This window comes from Oribacterium sinus (assembly GCF_963537195.1).
GTDB lineage: Bacteria > Bacillota > Clostridia > Lachnospirales > Lachnospiraceae > Oribacterium > Oribacterium sinus_A.
This window is the reverse complement of the sequence record NZ_CAUTEG010000010.1, coordinates 1-20852: the sequence shown is the minus strand read 5'-3', so window position 1 is coordinate 20852 and position 20852 is coordinate 1. Positions and strand designations below refer to the sequence as shown.

The window sequence follows — 20852 nt, the reverse complement described above, 5'->3', positions numbered from 1 at the left end:
TCGGCCATGCCGGAGTAGAGGGTACAAAATAAGAATAAAGATTAAGCCATAGGGCTTTATCGGATAAACACATTTTTAAAGGAGATTAAAATGGATAAGAAGCAGCAGTTTGAAGAGTTAGTAAAGGAAATTAAGGGACTTAAGACTGACAAGATGTACTTAAACGATTTCTTCCTTACATGGGAAAAGTCTGATGATGAGTTAAAGGCAGTATGGGATGTAGCAGATGCACTCAGAAACTTAAGAGAGAGAAACATCTCCACTAAGGTTTTTGATTCCGGTTTAGGAATTTCTTTATTCCGTGATAATTCCACAAGAACTCGTTTCTCCTTCGCTTCCGCTTGTAACCTTCTTGGATTAGAGGTTCAGGATTTGGATGAAGGAAAGTCTCAGGTTGCTCACGGTGAGACCGTTCGTGAGACCGCTAACATGATTTCTTTCATGGCTGATGTTATCGGTATCCGTGATGATATGTACATCGGTAAGGGAAATGCTTACATGCACGAGGTTGCTGATTCTGTTGAGGCAGGACACAAGGACGGCGTTTTAGAGCAGAGACCTACACTGGTTAACTTACAGTGTGATATTGACCACCCGACACAGTGTATGGCTGACGCTTTACACGTAATCCACGAGATGGGCGGAATCGAGAACTTAAAGGGTAAGAAGCTGGCTATGACTTGGGCATACTCTCCTTCTTACGGAAAGCCACTTTCCGTACCTCAGGGTGTAATCGGCCTTTTCACAAGACTTGGTATGGAAGTAGTTCTTGCTCATCCGGAAGGATATGATGTAATGAAGGACGTTGTAGACGTAGCAGAGAAGAATGCTAAGGAGTCCGGCGGATCTTTCAAGGTTACCAACGATATGAAGGAAGCATTCAAGGATGCTGATATCGTATATCCAAAGTCTTGGGCTCCATTTGCAGCTATGGAGAAGAGAACCAACCTTTACGGTGAGGGCGACACAGAGGGCATCAAGGCTCTTGAGAAGGAGCTTCTTGCACAGAACGCTCAGCACAAGGATTGGGCTTGTACAGAAGAGATGATGAAGCTGACCAAGGACGGAAAGGCTCTCTACATGCACTGCTTACCTGCTGATATCACCGGCGTATCCTGCAAGGAAGGTGAGGTTGACGCAACTGTATTCGATCGTTACAGAGACCCACTTTACAAGGAGGCTTCCTTCAAGCCATACGTTATCGCAGCTATGATCCTTCTTGAGAAGTTCAAGGATCCAGCAAAGGTATTAGAGGAGTTACAGAAGCGCGGACAGGATAGAATCTTCGAAGCATAATTTATGCAGACAGATAGAACCTTTGAAGCAAAACGAGATATCGCACACTACGCGTGCGATACTCGTTAAGAATAAACGCTTAGAGGGAGAATGATATAGCGTCCCGATTTATTCGGGGCGCTATTCTTCCCTTAAAAAGGATTTGAAAAGCCTATTTTTCCTGTTTCAGGAGTAAAAATTTTTATTGGAGAATAATTATGGGAAAGAAAATTGTTATCGCCTTAGGGGGAAATGCCCTGGGAAATAATTTGCCGGAGCAGATGGTAGCCGTAAAGACCACCGCAAAGGCTATCGTTGACCTTGTAGAAGACGGAAATGAAGTAGTAGTTGTTCACGGAAACGGTCCTCAGGTTGGTGTTATCAACAATGCTATGGGAGAGTTTGCTTCCGAGCATAAGGAAGATCCGACTCCTCTTTCCGTATGTGTAGCTATGAGCCAGGCGTACATCGGTTATGATATCCAGAATGCCTTGAGAGAGGAATTCTTGAACAGAGGAGGAAAGGTACCTCCAGTAGTAACCGTAGTAACTCAGGTTCGTGTAGATAAGGATGACCCTGCTTTCCAGAATCCAACCAAGCCAATCGGTCGTTTCATGACCAAGGAAGAGGCTGAGGCTGAGGCACAGAAGAGAGGCTGGAACATTAAGGAAGATGCAGGACGTGGATACCGTCGTGTAGTTGCTTCTCCAAAGCCAAAGGAGATTGTAGAGCTTTCCGCAATTAAGGCTATGTCCGATGCGGGAGAGCTGGTAATCTGCTGCGGTGGTGGCGGAATTCCCGTGGTTTCTGAAGGAAAGCACCTTGCCGGAGCCGCTGCGGTTATCGATAAGGACTTCGCTGCAGCCCTTTTGGCAGAGAGTTTGGAAGCAGATATGCTGATTATTTTGACTGCTGTAGAGAAGGTTGCTATCCGTTACGGTAAGCCGGATCAGGAGTGGTTAACAGACCTTTCCGTAGAAGAGGCTCAGAAGTATGCAGACCAGGGCGAGTTCGCTCCCGGATCCATGCTTCCAAAGGTACAGGCTGCTATCCAGTTCGCTTCCGCTAAGAAGGGAAATGAAGCTATGATTACCCTTTTGGAGAAGGCAAGAGAAGCATTACAGGGTAAGACAGGAACCAAGATTACCAAGAAGTAAGAAGTAGCTTTTCTTCGAAAGTCTACATTTACTGACAGTTAGGGAACTGTAAAGAATCAATAATTTTTTTCTAAGCAATATAGGTCTGAAACGGGGCACGCTCTCGCTAGCTTCGCCACGTAGCAGTACTAACTTCAAGCTTCGCTTTACTCGCTTTCAGTAAGTACTGACGGGCTTAGACTACCCCGCATTCAGACCTATATTGCCGAAAAAATTATGTTTAAATTGATTTTTTACAGATCCTTTTTTAGTTATAAAAATTTTAGAACTATGAATGTAGAAATAAACAATGGTCGATAATAATCTGTGGTAGAATTTTTCTTCTGAAAAGAGAGTTAGACTAAGGTTTTAGAGTAAGGGTTAAGGGAGAGAAGATGAGTCAGAATGCATTTTTAATGGAAGAAGCCAACCGTTGTTTGTTATGTAAGAATCCACGATGCTCCAAGCATTGTCCTGTAAATACCTCTATTCCGGAGGTTATTGAGCTGTATAAGCAGGGTGAACTGAAAAAGGCGGGAGAAATTCTTTTTGAGAATAACCCGCTTTCTGCCATCTGCGCTTTGGTTTGCGAGCATGAGAAGCAGTGCGAGGGTAATTGTATTCGCGGAGTGAAGGGGATTCCCATTCCCTTCTATAAGATGGAGGAGGAAATCTCTTTAAAATATCTGGAAGAACTGCATTTTGAAAAGGGGGCGGAGAACAAGGACCGTATCGCGGTAATCGGCGGTGGTCCTGCCGGAATTACTATTGCCCTTTTGATGCAAAGAAGGGGATATAAGGTAACGATTTTCGAGTCCCGAAACAGAATCGGCGGCGTACTTCGTTATGGAATTCCGGAGTATCGTCTTCCGAAATATATCATTGACCTTTTGGAAAAGCATTTGCTGGATCTTGGGGTAAAGATTCGTCCCAACATCCTGATTGGACCGGTGCTTTCTCTGGATAAGCTTTTTGAGGACGGTTATGCCGCGGCCTTTATCGGTACCGGCGTATGGAACCCGAGAACCCTGGGCATCAAGGGAGAAAGCTTTGGAAATGTGCATTTTGCCATTGATTACTTAAAGTCTCCGGAGACATATCATTTAGGAGAAAATGTTGCTATCATCGGTGCGGGAAATGTAGCCATGGATGCTGCCAGAACCGCAAAAAGAAGCGGCTCAAGAGCCACCATCATTTACCGTAAGGGCATGGAAAATATGACCGCCAGCAAGAAGGAAATTGCCGAGGCGGAGGAGGATGGCGTAGAATTTCTGCTTCATCACTCCCCGGTGGAAATTACGGACGACGGCATTATCCTGAAGAAGCAGGAAGAGGGGCAGCCGGAGGAAGAAGTATTCTTTAAGGCGGACAGCATTATCGTAGCCATCAGCCAGAACCCCAGAGCCAATATTGTTTCCAACACTACAGATTTGGATACCAACAATTTAGGCTTACTGCTTACGGATGAAAAGGGGCATACGACGAAGGAAGGAACCTTTGCTTCCGGAGACGTGGTAACCGGTGCCAAAACTGTAGTGGAAGCGGTGCATCAGGCGAAGATTGTGGCGGAGGAAATGGAAGCCTATTGTGAGGCGAAGAAGAATCTGAAGGAAATGACAAAAACTGCCGAGGAAAGTGCTTCTTAATTTAAAGGTAAAAATCAATTTAAAAAAAGGATTGTAAATAAAATAAATTTTCTAAGCAATATAGGTCTGAAACGGGGCACGCTCTCGCTAGCTTCGCCTCGTAGCGGATACTAAGCGAAAAACTTCGTTTCACTTATTTTTCGCAAGTACCGACGGGCTCAGACTACCCCGCATTCAGACCTATATCGCCGAAAATTTTTATTTTTTGATTACAGTCCTTTTTTTGTGGGATTTTTTGGAGATATACCGGAGCGATATGGGAAACAATCCGTCTAAAGCCCTAACCGATGCTGAGAAACTTCGAACTTAAAGAAAAGCAAGCATACTATTTAATTTATAAATAGCATTATTAAAAACTACAATAGTCTTAAGAGAAAATTAGCTTAGTTTTTATGATATATTATTAAAATCGTACAATATTCATTTGAGGGAGAGAATGAATTTTAGACAGAGGGACAGCAAGTTGACTTTGAAAGGAACTAAGAAGAAATGGTTAGACGCGGTTTGAAGACGACAGTCATTGCCACAGTAATGGCGATGATGCTTGCACCGAGCTTTTCTGCATTTGCCCAGACAGGTAAGAGCAATACTTCGGGAAGCTGGCAGGTAGAAAACAATGCATGGGTATTCCGGAATGCAGAAGGACAGTCTGTAAAGGGCTGGGTAGTATATAACCAGGAATGGTACTATCTGAATCCGGAAAACGGACAGTTAAAGACCGGTTGGTTACAGCTGGATGGAAAATGGTATTTCCTCAGCACAGAATCCGGCGCACAGCAGGGTAGATTATTAACCGGATGGCAGTGGATTGACGGTTATTGCTACTATCTGATGCCTACCGATGACAGCAATTACGGTGTTCTCGTAGTAAATGGAAGAACTCCGGATGGCTATTATGTAAATCAGAGCGGACAGTGGCTTCACGGGGAAAATGGAGATGCTGTCTATGAGGCAGGCAAGGGACTTCCATCCGCAGCTTCTTCCCAGCAGGTAGCGGGAGCAAGCCGTGCTCTTCCCGGACAGGTTCTTGGAGCAAGTAGAGCCATTGCAGCACCCGGAGGCGGAAGCTTCGGCGGTGGTGGAGGTGGCGGATCCATCGGAGGCGGAGCAACTGTATCTACCACAGGAGGAGCAGGAACCGCTACAGCCGGAACCGCTACAAGCGGAACCTCTACAGGAACAGCAACCGGAGGAAGTGCCGCAGGAACTCCTACTCCCTCTACAGAGGGAACAGGAGCATCTACAGGTACAGAAACACCCGGAACTCAGCCCGAGACGCCGGTAACCCCGGCCCAGCCCGAGAATCCAGTTCAGCCTGAAACTCCGGTAACTCCGGCCCAGCCCGAGAACCCGACTCAGCCAGAAACTCCGGCACAGCCCGAGAACCCGACTCAGCCGGAAACTCCTGTAACTCCTGCACAGCCTGAGAATCCGACACAGCCGGAAACTCCTGTAAACCCGGCCCAGCCTGAGAACCCGACTCAGCCAGAAACTCCGGTGACTCCGGTACAGCCTGAGAACCCGACTCAGCCGGAAACTCCTGTAACTCCGGCACAGCCTGAGAATCCGACTCAGCCGGAAACTCCGGTAACACCGGCACAGCCCGAGAACCCGACACAGCCTGAAACTCCAGTGACACCGGCACAGCCCGAGAATCCGACTCAGCCTGAGACTCCGGTAACCCCGGCCCAGCCTGAGAACCCGACACAGCCTGAAACTCCGATAACCCCGGCTCTGCCCGAGAACCCGACTCAGCCTGAGACTCCGGTACAGCCTGAGACCCCGGCACAGCCTGAGAATCCAACTCAGCCAGAAACTCCGGCACAGCCTGAGAACAATTTAAAGAACTGGCCTGGAACACATACCTTGTCTTATGATGAAGCTAAAAACTGCTTTGTTTTATCCTTTGATGAAGGAAATCAGATCAATGAGCTTCAAGAGTTGCTGCTTAGCATTAATAAGGTTACGGTAAATCAGACTGAATATGCAGTGGGAGATGCTAAAGCGGATTTAAGTAAAGAAGCAAATACATATTGGCATGACCTTAGGGGAAAAGAAAAGGTGAGAGGATATCTCAATGCTCTTAACTTTAACAAAAAGTCCTTCCATGAGGGAGAGAACACTGTTGAAATTCAGGCAGATGGCTATAATCCGGTAACTCTTCATGTTAATGCAACAAAGGAAGAGCTTCAGGATGAAAAGCTAGATCTTAAGAAGCCGGAGAAGATTATCCCTAAAGACTTCGACAGAACGGAGGCAGGAGAGTATAACGTAAAACTTTTCGCATTTAATAACCTTAGTAAGGGTCAAAAAGAATTTCTCGGCGCCCTTAACGAGGTAGTTATTGATGATGTACACTATCAAAAAATTGAGGAAAAATATTTTGATGCCTTTGTGAGAATAGGAGAACCAAGCTTCTTTGTCACGACTGAGGGTACAAGTATCACTTTAAACTTAAATTATTATCCTAAAGAAGCAGGAGCTCATAAGCTTATATTGAAAGCAGACGGCTATGAGAATCTTGTGATTGAATACACACAGGCTGAGGCAAAGTCCGCACCTGTAGTAGATAAGCTTGAGAAGAAAGAGGCTCAGGGATATTACGAGCTTTCTTTCCAGGGAGACAGAAAGGCTGTTCAGAAATACCTAAAGAGTATCAAGAGTCTGACCGTTGCAGGAAGAACATACGGACAAATGGCACCTTTCAGTACTGATTTGTTGAAGATGGGAGAGAAGTTTAGCTTCGGAGACTCAAAAGGAGAGAAAGAATTAGCAGATTTACTTTTATTCTCCATTCCTACAGACAATGGGGATAAAGAGCAGGAGATTCGCATTGAAGCGGAAGGATACGAAGTAGCTACCATTCCTCTATCTTAAGTATCGCTAAGTGGATAGCAGATAGTTTGTAGAAAATGCATAAGAAAGAAGCGGTGAAAGAAAAACGGGATAAAAACCGGAGACTTTCTTCCACCGCTTTTTTGTATTTTTTAAAGAGTAAAAAACAGGAATGGATAGGTTCTATTGGGCATATCGCTATAAAATTTAATTTATATATCAAGTCAAACGCATAAGAATTTTCTATACTTCTTATTCTTTTCTTTGCTTGGGACGAAAAACTTAGGAGTCAGCAGATGAACAGCTGTGTTTTAGCACTTAAGGAGAAGAGAAAATGAAAAAAGGAGTGGAACAAAAGAAAAAAGAGCCGAAAGCGAAGAAGGGAGGCTTGTTCCAAAGCTTGCGTTTAAGCAGTAAAATGTCGATTCTAATCGGCCTTTGCTCGGCGATAGCGCTTATCGGGACAGGCTCTATTCTAATTAATATTAGTAAGAGCAGTATGGAAAAGACCGTTGACAGCAATATGGTAGATAAAACCCACATGGCTATCAATGATATTGAAAATATTCTTTACCAGAATCAGGTGGTTGCGGAAACCATCCGAGAGGGCATTATGTCGGCTTATGAAACCCAGGAAGAGGTGGGAGCTGTGCCTGCCAATATCTGGAATATTGTGGATGGGAATGGAAATGCCGTTGCCACCAAGGTGATGGGACCGACTACCTTCCAGTCACGGGTAAGAAATGTTGCCATTCCGGCAAATCTTTATAATGCGGAGTCTGCCATGTTGGACTCTCTTTACGCGGCGGTAAACAGTGATGACAGCGTATTTGGCGTAGGAGTTTATTTTGATAAGGGCGCCTTCATTCCCGGCGTGGATGACTATTCCCTGTATCTTAGCAAGGAAAATGCCAAGACTCGTACTGTGCAGACCTATTCCGCAGGTTATCAGGAAGAAGAGGATTTTAAGCATTTAAAAGAGACACAAAAGCTTAGCGTTAGCAACATTTATCAGGATGCCTATACCAAGGACTGGGTCTTTTCCATTATGGTTCCTATCGTTATTAAAGAGGAATTTAAGGGCTATGTTCTTGTGGATATGAAAATGGATGTTTTCGAACTTCTGCAGCAATCGGACGAACGTTTTCCATCCTTGGCTGTTGATTTGACAGATCATGGTGGAAATATTGCTTATTCTATGGATGCGGATGCGATTGCAAAACCCGTGAAGGATACTTTACCGGAGGAGGCATACAATACTCTGGAAAGCATGAAGGCAGAGGGAAAATCTTTTAATGTGGTTACCGACAGCTTGGACAAGGGGCAGGTAAAGCGTTTTCTTGCCCCGGTAGAAGTAGGAGATGCAGATTGGTGGGTGAGTGTCAGCCTTTCTGAAGCAGAGTACAATGCCACGCTGATGACTTTGGTCAAGACTGCCATGCTGACCAATTTATTGGGAGTATTGGTTTTGATTGCTCTTACCCATTTCCTGATTCGTACTTCATTGGCACCTTTGAAGAAAATTTCTTCTTCCGGAGTGGAAGTGGCCAAGGGAAATTTCGATGTAGATATTCAGTACAATAAGAAAGACGAAATTGGAGAGCTGGCAGAGAGCATGAGAGAAATCATGCAGAGAATCCGGACTATTATTTCCGACTTGCAAAATAAGCTCAGCGAGCTGTCCAAGGGAAATTTCCGGGTGGATATGGAAGATCAGGAGTATTATGCCGGTGCCTATGCGCCCCTCCTACAGTCTCTTAGAGATATTCGGGGAGACCTGTCCAATACTATGAAGGAAATCAGAAATTCCGCAGAGCAGGTACAGGAAGGCGCGGATCAGGTAAGTAATGCCGCCCAGTCTCTTTCCGAAGGGGCTACGGAACAGGCTTCCTCCATTGAAGAGCTCTCCGCTACCATGGATGATATTTCCCACAAGATTGACAGTACGGTAAAGATTACCGAGGAAGTGGCAAAATTAAGCAATGATGCGGAGAAGGCTGTAAATGTCAGCACTAATAAGATGGATGAGATGTCCAGAGCCATGCAGGATATTACGGAGAAATCTCAGGAAATCAATAAGATTATCAAGACCATTGACGATATTGCTTTCCAAACCAATATCCTCTCCTTAAATGCATCCATCGAAGCAGCCCGTGCCGGAGCGGCAGGAAAGGGCTTTGCGGTTGTGGCGGATGAGGTAGGAAACCTGGCTCAAAAGTCTGCCAAGGCAGCCCAGAATACCAGTAGCTTAATTGAAGAGGCGATTGATGCCATCGGAAAGGGAGCAAAGCTTTCCGAGGAAACTGCCCAGTCTTTAGTGGTGGTTTCTGAACAAAGTAAGAAGATTAACAGCATGATCAGCAACATTTCCCTGGCCTCGGATGAGCAGGCCAAGGGCGTAAAGCAGGTAAGTGTAGGAATTGACCAGATTTCTTCCGTGGTACAAAATAACTCCGCAACAGCGGAGGAAAGTGCCGCGGCTTCCGAAGAGTTAACCGGACAGGCTCATACCTTAAATGAGCTTATGGAAAAATTTCAGCTGAAGGAAGATTAAGGGACAAGCTGATGAATAGAGAGTTCGACAAGATGCAAAGATAGCTTGATGAATAGCTTAAAAAGTCCCTTAAAATAGATAATTTCATTTAAAGACAAAATGTATAAATATTTACAGAATATTGAAGAAAAAGCGTACAAGTGCTATAATTCCCCTTAAGAATTTATTTTTGTCTGCCTATATTTTCCCCTAAAAATTCTTTCTTTCCCCGAAGAAAGAGTGGCATAAGGAGAAAAGGCAGGGATAAGGGTTAAACCTTAAGGAGAGGAGTGTTTATGGACAGCACAGTAAAAAGAAAGGGAGGGCTAGGGTTCTGGATTTGTAACTTTGCCTTCACCCTGGAGCGCTTTAGCTTTTACTCCGTAAAGTGGCTCATCGTACAGTTTTTAATCGCCAGTGTAGTCGACGGTGGTTTAGGAGTAGCGAAGGAAAATGGTGCTACTTATCAATCTTTCTTCGTAGCATTTACCTATTTAGCGCCTTTGTTCGGTTCTTACATATCCGATCATTTTGTGGGTGCTAAGTATCTGGTTCCTATCGGCATGGCTTTGATCAGCTTAGGATATTTCTTCGGCTTTAGATCATCCAGTCTTACCGATGTTGCTATCATGATTGCTCTGGCTTCTATCGGAACCGGACTCTTTAAGCCCCAGACCAACTCCATCACCGGAAAGTTATTCTCCGATCCTAAGGATTTGGATATGGCATTCTCTACCCAGTATTCCATGGTAAACTTAGGTTCCTTCATCGGAACCACCAGCGTGGGACTGATTGCAGGAGCAAGAGGCTATAGAATCTGTTTCCTGGTTTGCTCCATCGTTATGTTGGTAAATGCTGTTATGTTCTTCTTAGGTTGGGGACCCTTGGGAGAAGCAGGAGCTAAGCCTTTTAAGGATAGTGCAGAAGCAGTAGCATCCAAGGAGACCATTAAGACAGCTGAGCCAAGCAGACCTCTTACAAAGATCGAGAAGCAAAGAGTACTGGCAATTATCGCCGTTTCCCTCTTCTCCTCCATCTTCTGGATTTTCTGGTATTTGGCATATCTTCCAGTTTATGATCACTGGGGAGCAATGAACGATGCTAAGGAATTTATCAACATGAACTGGAAGCTTTTCGGATTCACGATTCCCACATCCTTCTTTGACTCTGAGAATGGACTTCTTTGCATTCTGTTAGGACCTGCTTTAGGACTCCTTTGGGCAAGAGATGCAAAACGCGCCGGCGGCGGACTCAGTATCTTTAAGCATACTGCATTAGGTATGGGAATTTTAGGACTTGCTTTCCTGGTGGCTGCAATGGCAGAGATTACCAGAGCAGGAAGACCTGCAAGCTTGCTTTGGGTTGTAGTATTCGGTTTCTGTATGTCTCTTGGTGAGATGACCTTCTCTCCATTAGGAAATTCCTTTATTTCCAAGTTTGCTCCCGGAAAGCTCCTTTCCGCAATGATGGCGGTATGGACCTTCGCTATCTTTATTGCGGGACTTTCCTACGGAACCTTGTATAACATTATTTCCAAGATGCCCTTTGCAGCGGCAAACTTCGGTATTGCAGCGCTTTTGATTATCCTTGCAGCAGTTCTTTGGATTATGGACCGAAAGCTGAACAGCTTGATTACCAATGATCAGGTAGAAGAAACGGCATAAGAAGATATAAGAAAAAAATATTTAAGAATGGGAGGGCTTTAAGCCCTCCCATTTCCTTATAAAAAGGTCTGTAAAAAAGAAGGGACTGTAGAAAATCAAGATGAGAAAGAATTTTCGGCAATATAGGTTTGCATGCGGGGTAGTCTGAGCCCGTGGGTACTTGCGAAAAACAAGAGAAACGCAGTTTTTCGCTTAGTATCCCCTACGAGGCGAAGCTAGCGAGAGCGTGCCCCGTTTCAGACCTATATTGCGTAGAAAATCTTTTTGATTTTTTACAGTCCTATCTTCTTTAAAGTCTTAGTCGTTTTGATTCAACCACTCCATCAATACCTTCTTGTAAAGCTCCTCTTCATCTACAAAGCACATGTGCCGAGAATAACGGAAAAGCTCCCACTTTGCATTGGGGATAGCATCAAACATGGTCTTCGCAATATAGGGAGAGCAAAGGTCTTCAGCACCGTTACAGATTAGAGTTGGCTTGGAAAAATCCTTCAACTGATCCATGTAATTATAATCCCGAAGTGAGCCGGTGGGAGTAAATTCATTTGGACCCCAGCCTGCAACATAAGCTTCGGTTCCTGCTTTTTTCTTTCTTGTCAGGCACTCTGCTGCATCCGGGCCAAAGGGACCGGCACAATATCTGGTCATAAACTCCGTAATGGCTACATCATAGTCCGGATCACTGTAGTTTCCGGTCTTTTCCGCCTTGGCGATAGCCTCCTGCATCTCCTTGGGAAGATAGCCCACTCTTCTTTTCTGCTCACTTTCCCAGATGGCATTGTAGGGAAGGGTACTGGAAAGAATATAGCTGGCAACTCCCTCCGGCTTACATTCGCATTCGTAGATGATAGCCAGCATTCCGCCCCAGGACTGTCCTAAGATATGTACTTCATCCAATCCCAAATGCTTTCTCAGTGCGATTAATTCGTTTAACCAGGTCTCCTTGGTCCAAAGCTCCGGATGTCCGTCCAGGTAGGAATTTCCACAGCCCAGCTGGTCATACATAATCAGCTGACGTCCATCCTTTTCTGCAAGGTCATCCAAAACCTCGAAATAGTTGTGGGTGGAACCGGGTCCACCATGGAGCAGAAGAAGAGGCTTTTTATTGCCCTTATTCTCTCCAACAATACGATAATACGTTTCATAGCCTAAATAAGGCATGCGTCCTTCTTGAATCTTTGCCATAATGTCCTCCGTTTCCACCGGCTGAGCCGCTGGTTTTCTTAAATTATATTTCTTTTATCATACCATACTTTCCAAGAGATGTTAATTATTTAACGGGAAATACTATGAAGCGGAAGTCGCTTAATACTAAAAATCCCCCAAGGGAGAACGATAGTCCTTTGGGGGATTTTTCAATCTTCTAAGGAGAAAGTCTAGAATTCGATAAAGGAAAAGCTACAACAGTTCTCCGGAAAAGTCTACGAATTCGATAAAGGGAAAACTATATTATTCTCCCTTAACGATGCTTCCGTCTTCCTTTACAATTAGAAGATCCTTGGTGTAGTGGTTCAATACATGGCATCCGTCCTCGGTGATGATTACCAGATCTTCTACACGCACACCGATATTTTCCTCAGGAATATAGATACCGGGCTCAACAGAGAAGCACTGTCCAACCTCGATAATCTCTTCATTAACGGAGGAAACGTCTCCCACCTCGTGATCCTCGATACCTGCGGAATGTCCGGTTCTATGGGTGAAGTACTTACCATAGCCCTTCTCCTCGATATAGTTTCGGCAAGCCAAATCCACATCGCACATTCTGTTTCCGGGCTTTGCCATGGCGATTCCCCGAAGGTTCGCATCACGGACAATCTGGTAAATCTCCTTATGTCTTTCACTGACTTCGCCAATGAAGACGGTTCTGGTCATGTCGGAGATGTAGTCATCCAAAACGCCGCCGATATCCAGGATAACGCAGTCTCCCTTCTTTCCCTTGGTGTCGTCGGTAACATGGTGAGGATCCGCAGCACCATGGCCATAGGCAGTAATAGGATCGAAGGAAACACCGGAACAGCCGTGCTTCTTGTACAGATCTCTGGTTACGGCATTTAACTCCTTCTCGGTTAAGCCCTTAACCACGTAAGGAACCAACTCCTCCATAACCTGATCGTTTACCAAAGAAGACTTAATCAAGAGCTCCTGCTCATGCTTGTCCTTAATCTGACGAACCTTGTCTACGATTACGGAACCGTTGACGAAGGAGGAGCCTGCCTTCAACTCCTGCAGACGAAGGAGGAAGCGGGAGGGCCAGGTCTTGTCGATACCCATGGGCTTATCCTTCTCGATTACGCGAGAGAGAATCTCTACAGGATCTTCCGTGTCATCAAAATAGGTAATCTCAACGCCAAGGTCTCTCTCCTGAGGAAGCATACGGTTTACGAAGAGATGCTTGTCCCCCTTGGTGTTGATATACAATGCCAACATTCTTTCGCCGGGATGAATCCACTTACCGGTTAAATAGAAAATGGCGGGTGGGTCAGTGATAATCATCTGAGAAAGATTCCGCTCCTCCATCTTCTTTAAAATTCGCTCTAACTTGCCTTGATCCATGTTGTTTCTCCTTTCTATAGAGGGAGAAGGGAGCTTCCTGCTTCCTTGCTCCAAAGAATAATGTGTTTGGCATAACTACCTAGATTATAGCAAAAATTAACGAAAATGGCATATTAGATGCAAAATTTTTGCAGAATTTGTAAAAAGCATAAAGGCCTGATATAGATTAAATTTATAACTAAGCATTTGAAATAAGAATTAGCATTGGGGTATCCCTTATGCTATAGTACAGAAGTCCTAGTTAATTAGTGGGTTTATAGGAATACAACTAAGGGCAGAACACAATACATATAAAAAAGAAAGAAGCAGTAAGGAAAAACTTGGCCGGTAAAAAGCCGGAAAGAGAATCACCGGCAAGTGTGAAGCCGGCAAATGCAAAAGAAGCAAGTTCAAAAGTAGCAAATCCGAAAGTAGTAAGCGGAATGTATGGGAGAAGAAGGAGAAGAGAACTATGGGTAACGTAAAGAAGAAAAAAATAGCCTTGGGCTTACAATTATTGATAGCATTGTTTTTAGGAGGGGCGGTAGGATATTTCCTTCCCCAATTTGCAAGCTTTTACCAGTTTCTGGGACAGGCCTTTATCCGGCTTATCAGTATGCTGATTATTCCTCTGGTGCTTCCCCTTGTGGTGGTGGCTGTGGCAGAGGTGTTGGGAAAGAATCATTTTCAGAAGCTCCTGGGAAAGACCTTCCTGTATTTCTTTGCCGTAACTACAGGAATTACCGCCCTTTTTGTCTTTGCTTCCTATTACTTAGGCTTTGGTCAGGGAGTAAATATCGGACAGGAAGGTGCAAGCTTGGAAGGAATCGCCACCGGGGTAAAGATTGATGAGTTTTTCTTGAACTTCATTCCTTCCAATCTTTTCAAGGCACTTACCGACGGCGCATTACTTCCGATTCTGATTTTTGCCATTTTCTTAGGCTATGGCGTAGGCCAGCTGGAGCAGGAGAAGAAGGAAGCCTTCCTTTCCGGCACAAAGATTTGGATTGCCGCCATTTACAAGATTTTAGACGCAGTGATTTTACTCTCTCCTGTGGGCGTCTTCGGCTTTATTGCCAAGGACGTGGCAACGACTGGAGTGGATAAGCTTTTGGGACTTGGACAGTTTGTTCTGGGAATGTACCTTGGCTATGGCGTTTTGGCACTTGTAATCTTCCCTGTTATTGCTATTCTATATAAGGTAAACTATGTAGAGCTTTTCAAGAGTATCGGAGATTTGGTGACCCTGGCCTTCGTGTCCGGCGGCTCCAGCGTGGTTTTACCCCCACTTTTGAAGCGTTTGAAGAAGGAAGGCTATGATGAGGCAGTAACGGATTTCGTGGTACCCCTCGGTTACTCCTTTAATCTGGAAGGGGCGGCAGTATATTTTGCCTTGGCAACTGTCTTTTTGGCAAATGCTTACGGTATTACTTTCACTCCTCAAGCCTTACTGTTTACGGTTCTCCTTTTAAGTTTAATCGGAAAGACCGCGGCAACAATCCCCTCCGGGGCCATTGTAGTTTTACTGGCAGCAGCTCCCCAGCTGGGACTTCCGGTGGAAGGTGTAGCCTTGATTCTCTCCGTGGACTTCTTTGCAAATGCAGGAAGAACCGCCTTGAATGTGGTAGGACAGGCTTTGGCAGTGGCTGTATTGGATAGTAAAAAAGCGAATGTGGAAAAAGTAGAAAAACCGGCAAAGGCGGAAAATGTGACAGGCAAGGAACTTGTTGCCAATGCAGGCTAAGAAATCTGATAGAACGAAGGAAAAATTCGCTGGCCATGCAGGATGAATTGGAAGAAAAAACATTTATAGAATACGAAGTTTCGGAAAGGAAGTAATATGGCAGAGAAAAAGGTATATGTAATCCATGAAAATCTGGAATGGACCCAGCATTTGGTAAAGTGGCTGGAAGAAAAGAAGATTCCCTATGAGCTATGGGATTTATCCAAGGGAATCCTGAATTTACAGGAGGCACCCCCTGAGGGCGTGTTCTACAACCGTATGTCTGCCTCCTCCCATACCAGAGGACACCGCTATGCGCCGGAATACACCGAGCAGGTGCTTTCCTGGCTCACAAGACATGGCCGTAAGGTGGTAAACGGTTTAGGTGCCATCAATCTGGAAATCAGTAAGGTAAAGCAGTATCTTGCCTTAGAGGAAAATGGCATACCCCACCCCAAAACCGTGGCGGTTTTAGGACAGGATCAGATTCTGGAAGGCGCAAGACAGCTAAACATTTACCCCCTGATTACCAAGCATAACCGTGCAGGAAAGGGATTGGGAGTCCAGCTTTTCCAAAATGAAGGGGAGCTGGAGGCCTATGTCAACAGCCCGGCCTTTGAGCCTTCCGTAGACGGCATCACCCTCCTGCAGGAGTACATTAAGCCGGCAGACGGCAGAATCCGCCGTTCCGAGTTTATCGGACAGAAGTTCCTATACACCGTATCCATTGACTCCTCCGACGGTTTCCAGCTCTGCCCGGCAGACGGTTGTCAGATCGGAAAGAAGAAGGAAGAGCTGGAAAGCTCCGAAAAATTCCAAATCACGGAGCCCTTGGAGAAGGAAAGAGAGCAGGCTTACACAAAATTTTTGCAGCACAGCGGCGTTGATGTTGCGGCGATTGAGTGGGTACAGTCGGCAAGCGGAGAGATTTATGTTTATGACGTAAACACCAACACCAACTATAATCCTACCGCAGAGAAGAATGCCAATATCTACGCCCATGAGCATTTGGCAGAGTATCTGGGAAAGCTGTTAAAGGAGCAGGGGTAAAAGGTTTTCCGGAAATAAAGAATACGGATTGGAAGTTTTTGTAAAGAGACTGTCAGAAACTTTATAAAGTGAAGGAGGGGGGATGTTCATTCTCCTTCCTTTTTGCTATAAATAAAGGCATAGGATAGAAGAAGGATATGTTGGTATTTTGAAGACATAGATAGCTTATGAACAGAAAGGAAAACCCATGAATACATTTATTTGCTATGACCGTTGCAGTACCTGCAAAAAGGCGGAGGATTTTTTAAAGGCTCACAATATTTCTTTTGAAAAGCGCCCGATTAAGGAGCAAAACCCAAGCGTGAAGGAAATCCATGAGATGAAGGAGCGTTCCGGCCTTCCCTTAAAACGTTTCTTTAACACCAGCGGACAGCTGTACAAGTCCATGGAATTAAAGGATAAGCTCCCCAATATGTCCGAGGAAGAGCAGGAGGCATTACTGGCTACAGACGGCATGCTGGTAAAGAGACCTATATTCCTTTATGGAGAGAAGGTCTTGGTGGGCTTTAAAGAGAAAGAATGGGTAGAGGCTTTAGAAAAATAAGATTTAGACATTGCGGGTAATAATCGTTGAGATTTTCGGCAATATAGGTCTGAATATGGGGGAGTCTGAGCCCCAATTTCAGACCTATATTTCTTGGAAAATTTTTCTGATTTTTACAGTCCTCTGATTATCTCACAGCACTTCTTCACGTCCTCTTCTCTTGTGGACCAGCTGGTACAAAAACGAATCACGCTGGAGTTTTCATCGTAGCGTTCCATGTAAGCGTATTGCGCCTGCTTTTTTAATTGTTCCATTTTTTCATGGGAAATGACAAAGAAGACCTGATTGGTGGGATAGTCTCCAAAGAGGGGGAGTCCCGCATCCTTTAAGGCCGCCTTGATTTCCCGGGCGTAGGCATTTGCCTTTTCGCCGATATGGAGGTAGAGCTCATCCTTAAAGAGCTCATCAAACTGTAGGCCCAGAAGCCAGCCCTTGGCAAGGAGGGCGCCGTGCTGCTTGATGGAGGTGAAAAAATGAGGAAGTCTACCGGCATCCGGAATCACCACCGCCTCTCCGAACATAGCGCCGCATTTGGTGCCTCCGATATAGAAGACATCACATAGCTTAGCCAGATCCGGAAGCTTAATGTCATTTTCCGGGGCGGCAAGGGCATAAGCCAGTCGGGCACCGTCTACGAAAAGCAATAGCTTGTGCTTTTTACAAAGCTCGGAAATGGCAATAAGCTCGGACTTGCTGTACAGACTGCCGTATTCCGTGGGCTGAGAAAGGTAAACCATGCCGGGCTGAACGGTATGGGCTTTGTTTTCGTCCAAGGCAAAGTTGGAAAGAAAGGCTTCCAGCGCTTTCGGAGAGAGCTTTCCGTCTTTTCCCTTTAGGGGGAGCACCTTGTGTCTAGTCAGCTCAATGGCTCCCGCTTCATGCACCGCAATATGTCCGCTGTCCGCACAGAGTATGCCTTGGTAGGAAGGGAGGAAGGAGTCAATCACCGTAGCATTGGTCTGGGTGCCGCCCGCCAGAAATTCCACCTGAGCGCCGGGACAGTGACAGGCCTTTCGGATTTTTTCTTTGGCAGCTTCGCAAATGTTGTCGCTTCCATAGCCGGGATAGGGATTTCTGTATTCTTCCGTCAAACGTTTTAAGATGTTTTCGTGGCAAGCCTCCAGATAATCGGACTGTAATTGCAGGATATCGGTATTCATTTTGCCTCCTTTTCCTCGGAAAATCTTTTTTTCGATTTTTTTATTTTAAATAGGGATGAAGAAAAATGCAAATCGGAAATATCGGATAAAGGAAAGGTTCAAACCGAAAATATCGAATGAAGGAAAACCCAAACCGAAAATCCACAGGTGGAAGACAAAAAGAAAAAGCCCGATTCGATAGGTACCGGAATAGGAAAAGAGATAAAAAATTAAATCAAACGCTTATCTTGTCAAAAACCTTGTCGATTATAATAAAGACGGATTCTTCCAGGGATTTCGGATTTAGAGACGAAGGAGAGTCTTCCGTCGAGGAATGTTACGCATTTTCCGGCTTTACAGTTTAAGACAAAGCATTTTCCTCTTGTATCAACGAGAGCTTTGCGAAACATTGGCCTCGACCTTTTTAGAAGTATAGAGTGTTTAAGGGAGTAGTTAGAAAACGGTTACGTTGGCTAAAGGCTTTGCAGCATATTGCAGAGCCCGGATTACCCCTTAGGGATAGAGAAAAGTCGGTCAGGGAGGTCCTTCTTTTTTCCGGAATGGAGGCAAAATGAAGAAACAAGGAATAGACAGAGTACTGTTCCCCTTGGCTACAGCCATTCTGCTTGGTTTGTTTAGCGGACAGGCTTTCGCGGAGGGACAGGGTACTGCGGCTTCTGAAGGAAGATGGCAACAGGATGGAAACAACTGGAAGTACGTGGACGGAAACGGTCAGGAGAAGACCGGCTGGGTGGAAAGCAAGGGACAGTGGTACTTTGTGGATCCCCAGAGCAAGAATTTAAAAAGCGGATGGATGGAGAAGGACGGAAAATGGTTCTTCCTGGATACCAAGGCGGATTCTTTAGGAAAGATGGCAACCGGATGGCAGTGGGTTGATGGCTACTGTTATTACTTTGCCGGAGATTCCGGAAGAATGTATCACAATGAAAAGACACCGGACGGCTTCTTTGTACAGGAGGGCGGAAAGTGCGCCAATGAGAAGGGCGAGCCTTTGTTCGATCTTTCCAAGGGCGTACAGAGCACGAAAGAAAAGGAAGCGGTAGCGGAGCAGGCCAGAAAAGAAGGCAAGAGCTTGGAGGAAATCGTAAGTCTTGTGGCGCAGGTAAAGCCTGAGGCTACAGGAGCTTCCCAGTCCCAGGCTGCAGAGGACAATGCAGGTGCGGTGAAGTTCTCCGGCGTGGTGAAGAGTGCAGGAGGCTCCGGCGGCGGAGGTGGCGGTTCCAGCTCCGGTGGCGGTGGCGGAAGCTTTTCCGGTGGCGGCTCCGGCGGCGGGGGAAGTTCTTCTGGAGGCGGAAGTTCCTCCGGTTCAAGCAGCAGTGCTTGGCAGATCAGCTATAACCCCTCAACTAAGAATCCCTTTGCAACAAAGGATGAGTTGATTAGCTTTCATGCGCAAAATGAAATACTGAGAAAACAAGGAATTGAGGAACGCTCTAGGGAACGTGTTAAGCAGGATCAAGAACGCATGGATAGGCAGAAAGCGGAGCAAAAAGAGGCTGCCAGAAAGGCGAGAGAGGAACAAGAGCGGAGAGACCGGGAAAATGCTGAACTTATAAGACAGCAGCAGGCTAAGAGAGAGGCGGCTTTCCGAGAGACAGAGGAGAAATTTAAAAACGGCTTAGCAGAGCCTGATCGCCTTCAAGAGATTAATAGGAAGGGAGAAAGTAGATTCGCTTTATTTGCCAAGGGTGTCGATTTACATGCAGGAAGCTTCAGAAAAGATGAGAATCTGGTTATTGCAAAGAATACCTACGCTTTTGAAATCATTCCCCAAACCGCTTCTTCCCGCTTTTATGATACTGCGAATGTAGCGGAAAGAGTATACGGTGCAGGAGAAGAGAACTACATTTCCAGATTAAGCTACTATGCGGCAGAACGAGATGCTTTACGGCATGCCCTTTTACAAAGAAGTAGTGACGTGGTGAATCTCCGGGGAACAAGCCCTCAAAGCGGAAGTTTTAAGGCGAAAATCTTTGGAAAACTCCATAGCCTGGATGAGCTTTATACCGAGGCCCTTGCTCCTACAAGGTCCAGTGCTTATGCCCTGTATCCAAAGACACAGGAAGCCGGTCAAAGCCAAAGAGCCAGTGCTTCTACCCTGTCTCGTTCAGAAGCAAGAGCCAGTGCTTCTACCCTATCTCGTTCAGAAGCAACAGCTTCCGCTTCCAACCTGGGAAGAGAGGAAGCGCAGAATAGCACCCTTCCCCAGAACTTAAGAAATGAAGCTCTCTTTGATGAGCAGAAAGTCAATCCTTCCGACTTTTCCGAGAAGGTTTTGGAGTATTTGAAAAAGGGAGAGGTTCTGCTTTTGGAGCATAGCGGATTCAATAGAAGCGGAAATCAGATTGCCGTAGTTTACGGTGCAGAGTGGGATATCTATGGAGAATTAACCGCATTATATCTTACCGAGCCGGATGATAGTCTGCAGGCAATAAAACGTTATCCTGTGAAAAAGCTGAGCGGTAGTAACGAAGAAAAACTGGTATTCACACCGGAGAAGAATGACAAAGTACAGTCTAAGCTGAAATACTTCTATACGGTAGAGCTGTATGAGAAAGAGCCGGAGAATTTATTCTTTGACGTAACAGACTAACAAGCTTTGGAATAATCATTTTTTCGAATAAGAGAAATAAATCATAGAAAAAGGTGCTGTAAAAATCAAAATTTAAAAGCAATTTTCGGCAATATAGGTCTGAATGCGGGGTAGTCTGAGCCCGTGGGTACTTGCGAAAAACAAGAGAAACGCAGTTT

Annotated in this window: 13 protein-coding genes; 10 read left to right on the top strand and 3 right to left on the bottom strand. The window is 45.4% G+C overall.

The window, feature by feature from the left end:
* The first annotated feature begins 90 nt into the window (after positions 1-90).
* The 6 genes from ygeW to RYL27_RS02500 all read left to right on the top strand — a co-directional run bounded on the left by ygeW (position 91) and on the right by RYL27_RS02500 (position 11089).
* On the top strand, positions 91-1296 hold the full coding sequence (gene ygeW / locus RYL27_RS02525; RefSeq protein ID WP_314670363.1) for a knotted carbamoyltransferase YgeW: 1206 nt from the start codon (positions 91-93) through the stop codon (positions 1294-1296).
* 197 nt (positions 1297-1493) lie between these two features.
* Positions 1494-2432: a carbamate kinase gene (gene arcC, locus RYL27_RS02520; protein ID WP_183684814.1), complete on the top strand. Its 939-nt coding sequence runs from the start codon at positions 1494-1496 to the stop codon at positions 2430-2432.
* Positions 2433-2806: 374 nt separating this feature from the next.
* Positions 2807-4057 (top strand): NAD(P)-dependent oxidoreductase, encoded by a 1251-nt coding sequence (locus RYL27_RS02515; protein WP_314965016.1) that lies wholly within the window; start codon positions 2807-2809, stop codon positions 4055-4057.
* A gap of 489 nt (positions 4058-4546) precedes the next feature.
* Positions 4547-6934: a hemoblobin-interacting domain-containing protein gene (locus RYL27_RS02510; protein ID WP_314965014.1), complete on the top strand. Its 2388-nt coding sequence runs from the start codon at positions 4547-4549 to the stop codon at positions 6932-6934.
* A gap of 292 nt (positions 6935-7226) precedes the next feature.
* Complete coding sequence (locus tag RYL27_RS02505; RefSeq protein WP_314965012.1) at positions 7227-9446, top strand: methyl-accepting chemotaxis protein; 2220 nt, start codon at positions 7227-7229, stop codon at positions 9444-9446.
* Positions 9447-9721: 275 nt separating this feature from the next.
* Positions 9722-11089 carry a peptide MFS transporter gene (locus tag RYL27_RS02500; RefSeq protein ID WP_314965010.1) on the top strand — a complete coding sequence of 456 codons (1368 nt, stop codon included), beginning with the start codon at positions 9722-9724 and terminating at the stop codon, positions 11087-11089.
* Between the two features lie 297 nt (positions 11090-11386).
* Here RYL27_RS02500 and pepI read toward each other — a convergent pair whose 3' ends face one another.
* Positions 11387-12274, bottom strand: a complete 888-nt coding sequence (gene pepI, locus RYL27_RS02495; RefSeq protein ID WP_314965008.1) for a proline iminopeptidase — start codon at positions 12272-12274, stop codon at positions 11387-11389.
* Positions 12275-12538: 264 nt separating this feature from the next.
* Positions 12539-13645 (bottom strand): M24 family metallopeptidase, encoded by a 1107-nt coding sequence (locus tag RYL27_RS02490; RefSeq protein WP_304070168.1) that lies wholly within the window; start codon positions 13643-13645, stop codon positions 12539-12541.
* Between the two features lie 451 nt (positions 13646-14096).
* Between RYL27_RS02490 and RYL27_RS02485 the strand changes: the two genes are divergently transcribed.
* The 3 genes from RYL27_RS02485 to RYL27_RS02475 all read left to right on the top strand — a co-directional run bounded on the left by RYL27_RS02485 (position 14097) and on the right by RYL27_RS02475 (position 16941).
* Complete coding sequence (locus RYL27_RS02485; RefSeq protein WP_314965006.1) at positions 14097-15368, top strand: dicarboxylate/amino acid:cation symporter; 1272 nt, start codon at positions 14097-14099, stop codon at positions 15366-15368.
* Between the two features lie 96 nt (positions 15369-15464).
* Complete coding sequence (locus RYL27_RS02480) at positions 15465-16397, top strand: ATP-grasp domain-containing protein (protein ID WP_314965004.1); 933 nt, start codon at positions 15465-15467, stop codon at positions 16395-16397.
* Between the two features lie 187 nt (positions 16398-16584).
* Positions 16585-16941 carry an arsenate reductase family protein gene (locus RYL27_RS02475; protein ID WP_314965003.1) on the top strand — a complete coding sequence of 119 codons (357 nt, stop codon included), beginning with the start codon at positions 16585-16587 and terminating at the stop codon, positions 16939-16941.
* Positions 16942-17054: 113 nt separating this feature from the next.
* Here RYL27_RS02475 and RYL27_RS02470 read toward each other — a convergent pair whose 3' ends face one another.
* Positions 17055-18101, bottom strand: a complete 1047-nt coding sequence (locus RYL27_RS02470; protein ID WP_314965001.1) for a threonine aldolase family protein — start codon at positions 18099-18101, stop codon at positions 17055-17057.
* A gap of 550 nt (positions 18102-18651) precedes the next feature.
* Between RYL27_RS02470 and RYL27_RS02465 the strand changes: the two genes are divergently transcribed.
* Positions 18652-20694 (top strand): N-acetylmuramoyl-L-alanine amidase family protein, encoded by a 2043-nt coding sequence (locus RYL27_RS02465; protein WP_314964999.1) that lies wholly within the window; start codon positions 18652-18654, stop codon positions 20692-20694.
* Positions 20695-20852: the final 158 nt, after the last annotated feature.

Coding starts and splice junctions, on each gene's coding strand:
- RYL27_RS02475 (WP_314965003.1), top strand. CDS start 16,585: ATGAATACATTTATTTGCTATGACCGTTGCAGTACCTGCAAAAAGGCG.
- RYL27_RS02505 (WP_314965012.1), top strand. CDS start 7,227: ATGAAAAAAGGAGTGGAACAAAAGAAAAAAGAGCCGAAAGCGAAGAAG.
- RYL27_RS02510 (WP_314965014.1), top strand. CDS start 4,547: ATGGTTAGACGCGGTTTGAAGACGACAGTCATTGCCACAGTAATGGCG.
- RYL27_RS02515 (WP_314965016.1), top strand. CDS start 2,807: ATGAGTCAGAATGCATTTTTAATGGAAGAAGCCAACCGTTGTTTGTTA.
- ygeW (WP_314670363.1), top strand. CDS start 91: ATGGATAAGAAGCAGCAGTTTGAAGAGTTAGTAAAGGAAATTAAGGGA.
- RYL27_RS02500 (WP_314965010.1), top strand. CDS start 9,722: ATGGACAGCACAGTAAAAAGAAAGGGAGGGCTAGGGTTCTGGATTTGT.
- RYL27_RS02470 (WP_314965001.1), bottom strand. CDS start 18,101: ATGAATACCGATATCCTGCAATTACAGTCCGATTATCTGGAGGCTTGC.
- RYL27_RS02465 (WP_314964999.1), top strand. CDS start 18,652: ATGAAGAAACAAGGAATAGACAGAGTACTGTTCCCCTTGGCTACAGCC.
- RYL27_RS02485 (WP_314965006.1), top strand. CDS start 14,097: ATGGGTAACGTAAAGAAGAAAAAAATAGCCTTGGGCTTACAATTATTG.
- pepI (WP_314965008.1), bottom strand. CDS start 12,274: ATGGCAAAGATTCAAGAAGGACGCATGCCTTATTTAGGCTATGAAACG.
- RYL27_RS02490 (WP_304070168.1), bottom strand. CDS start 13,645: ATGGATCAAGGCAAGTTAGAGCGAATTTTAAAGAAGATGGAGGAGCGG.
- RYL27_RS02480 (WP_314965004.1), top strand. CDS start 15,465: ATGGCAGAGAAAAAGGTATATGTAATCCATGAAAATCTGGAATGGACC.
- arcC (WP_183684814.1), top strand. CDS start 1,494: ATGGGAAAGAAAATTGTTATCGCCTTAGGGGGAAATGCCCTGGGAAAT.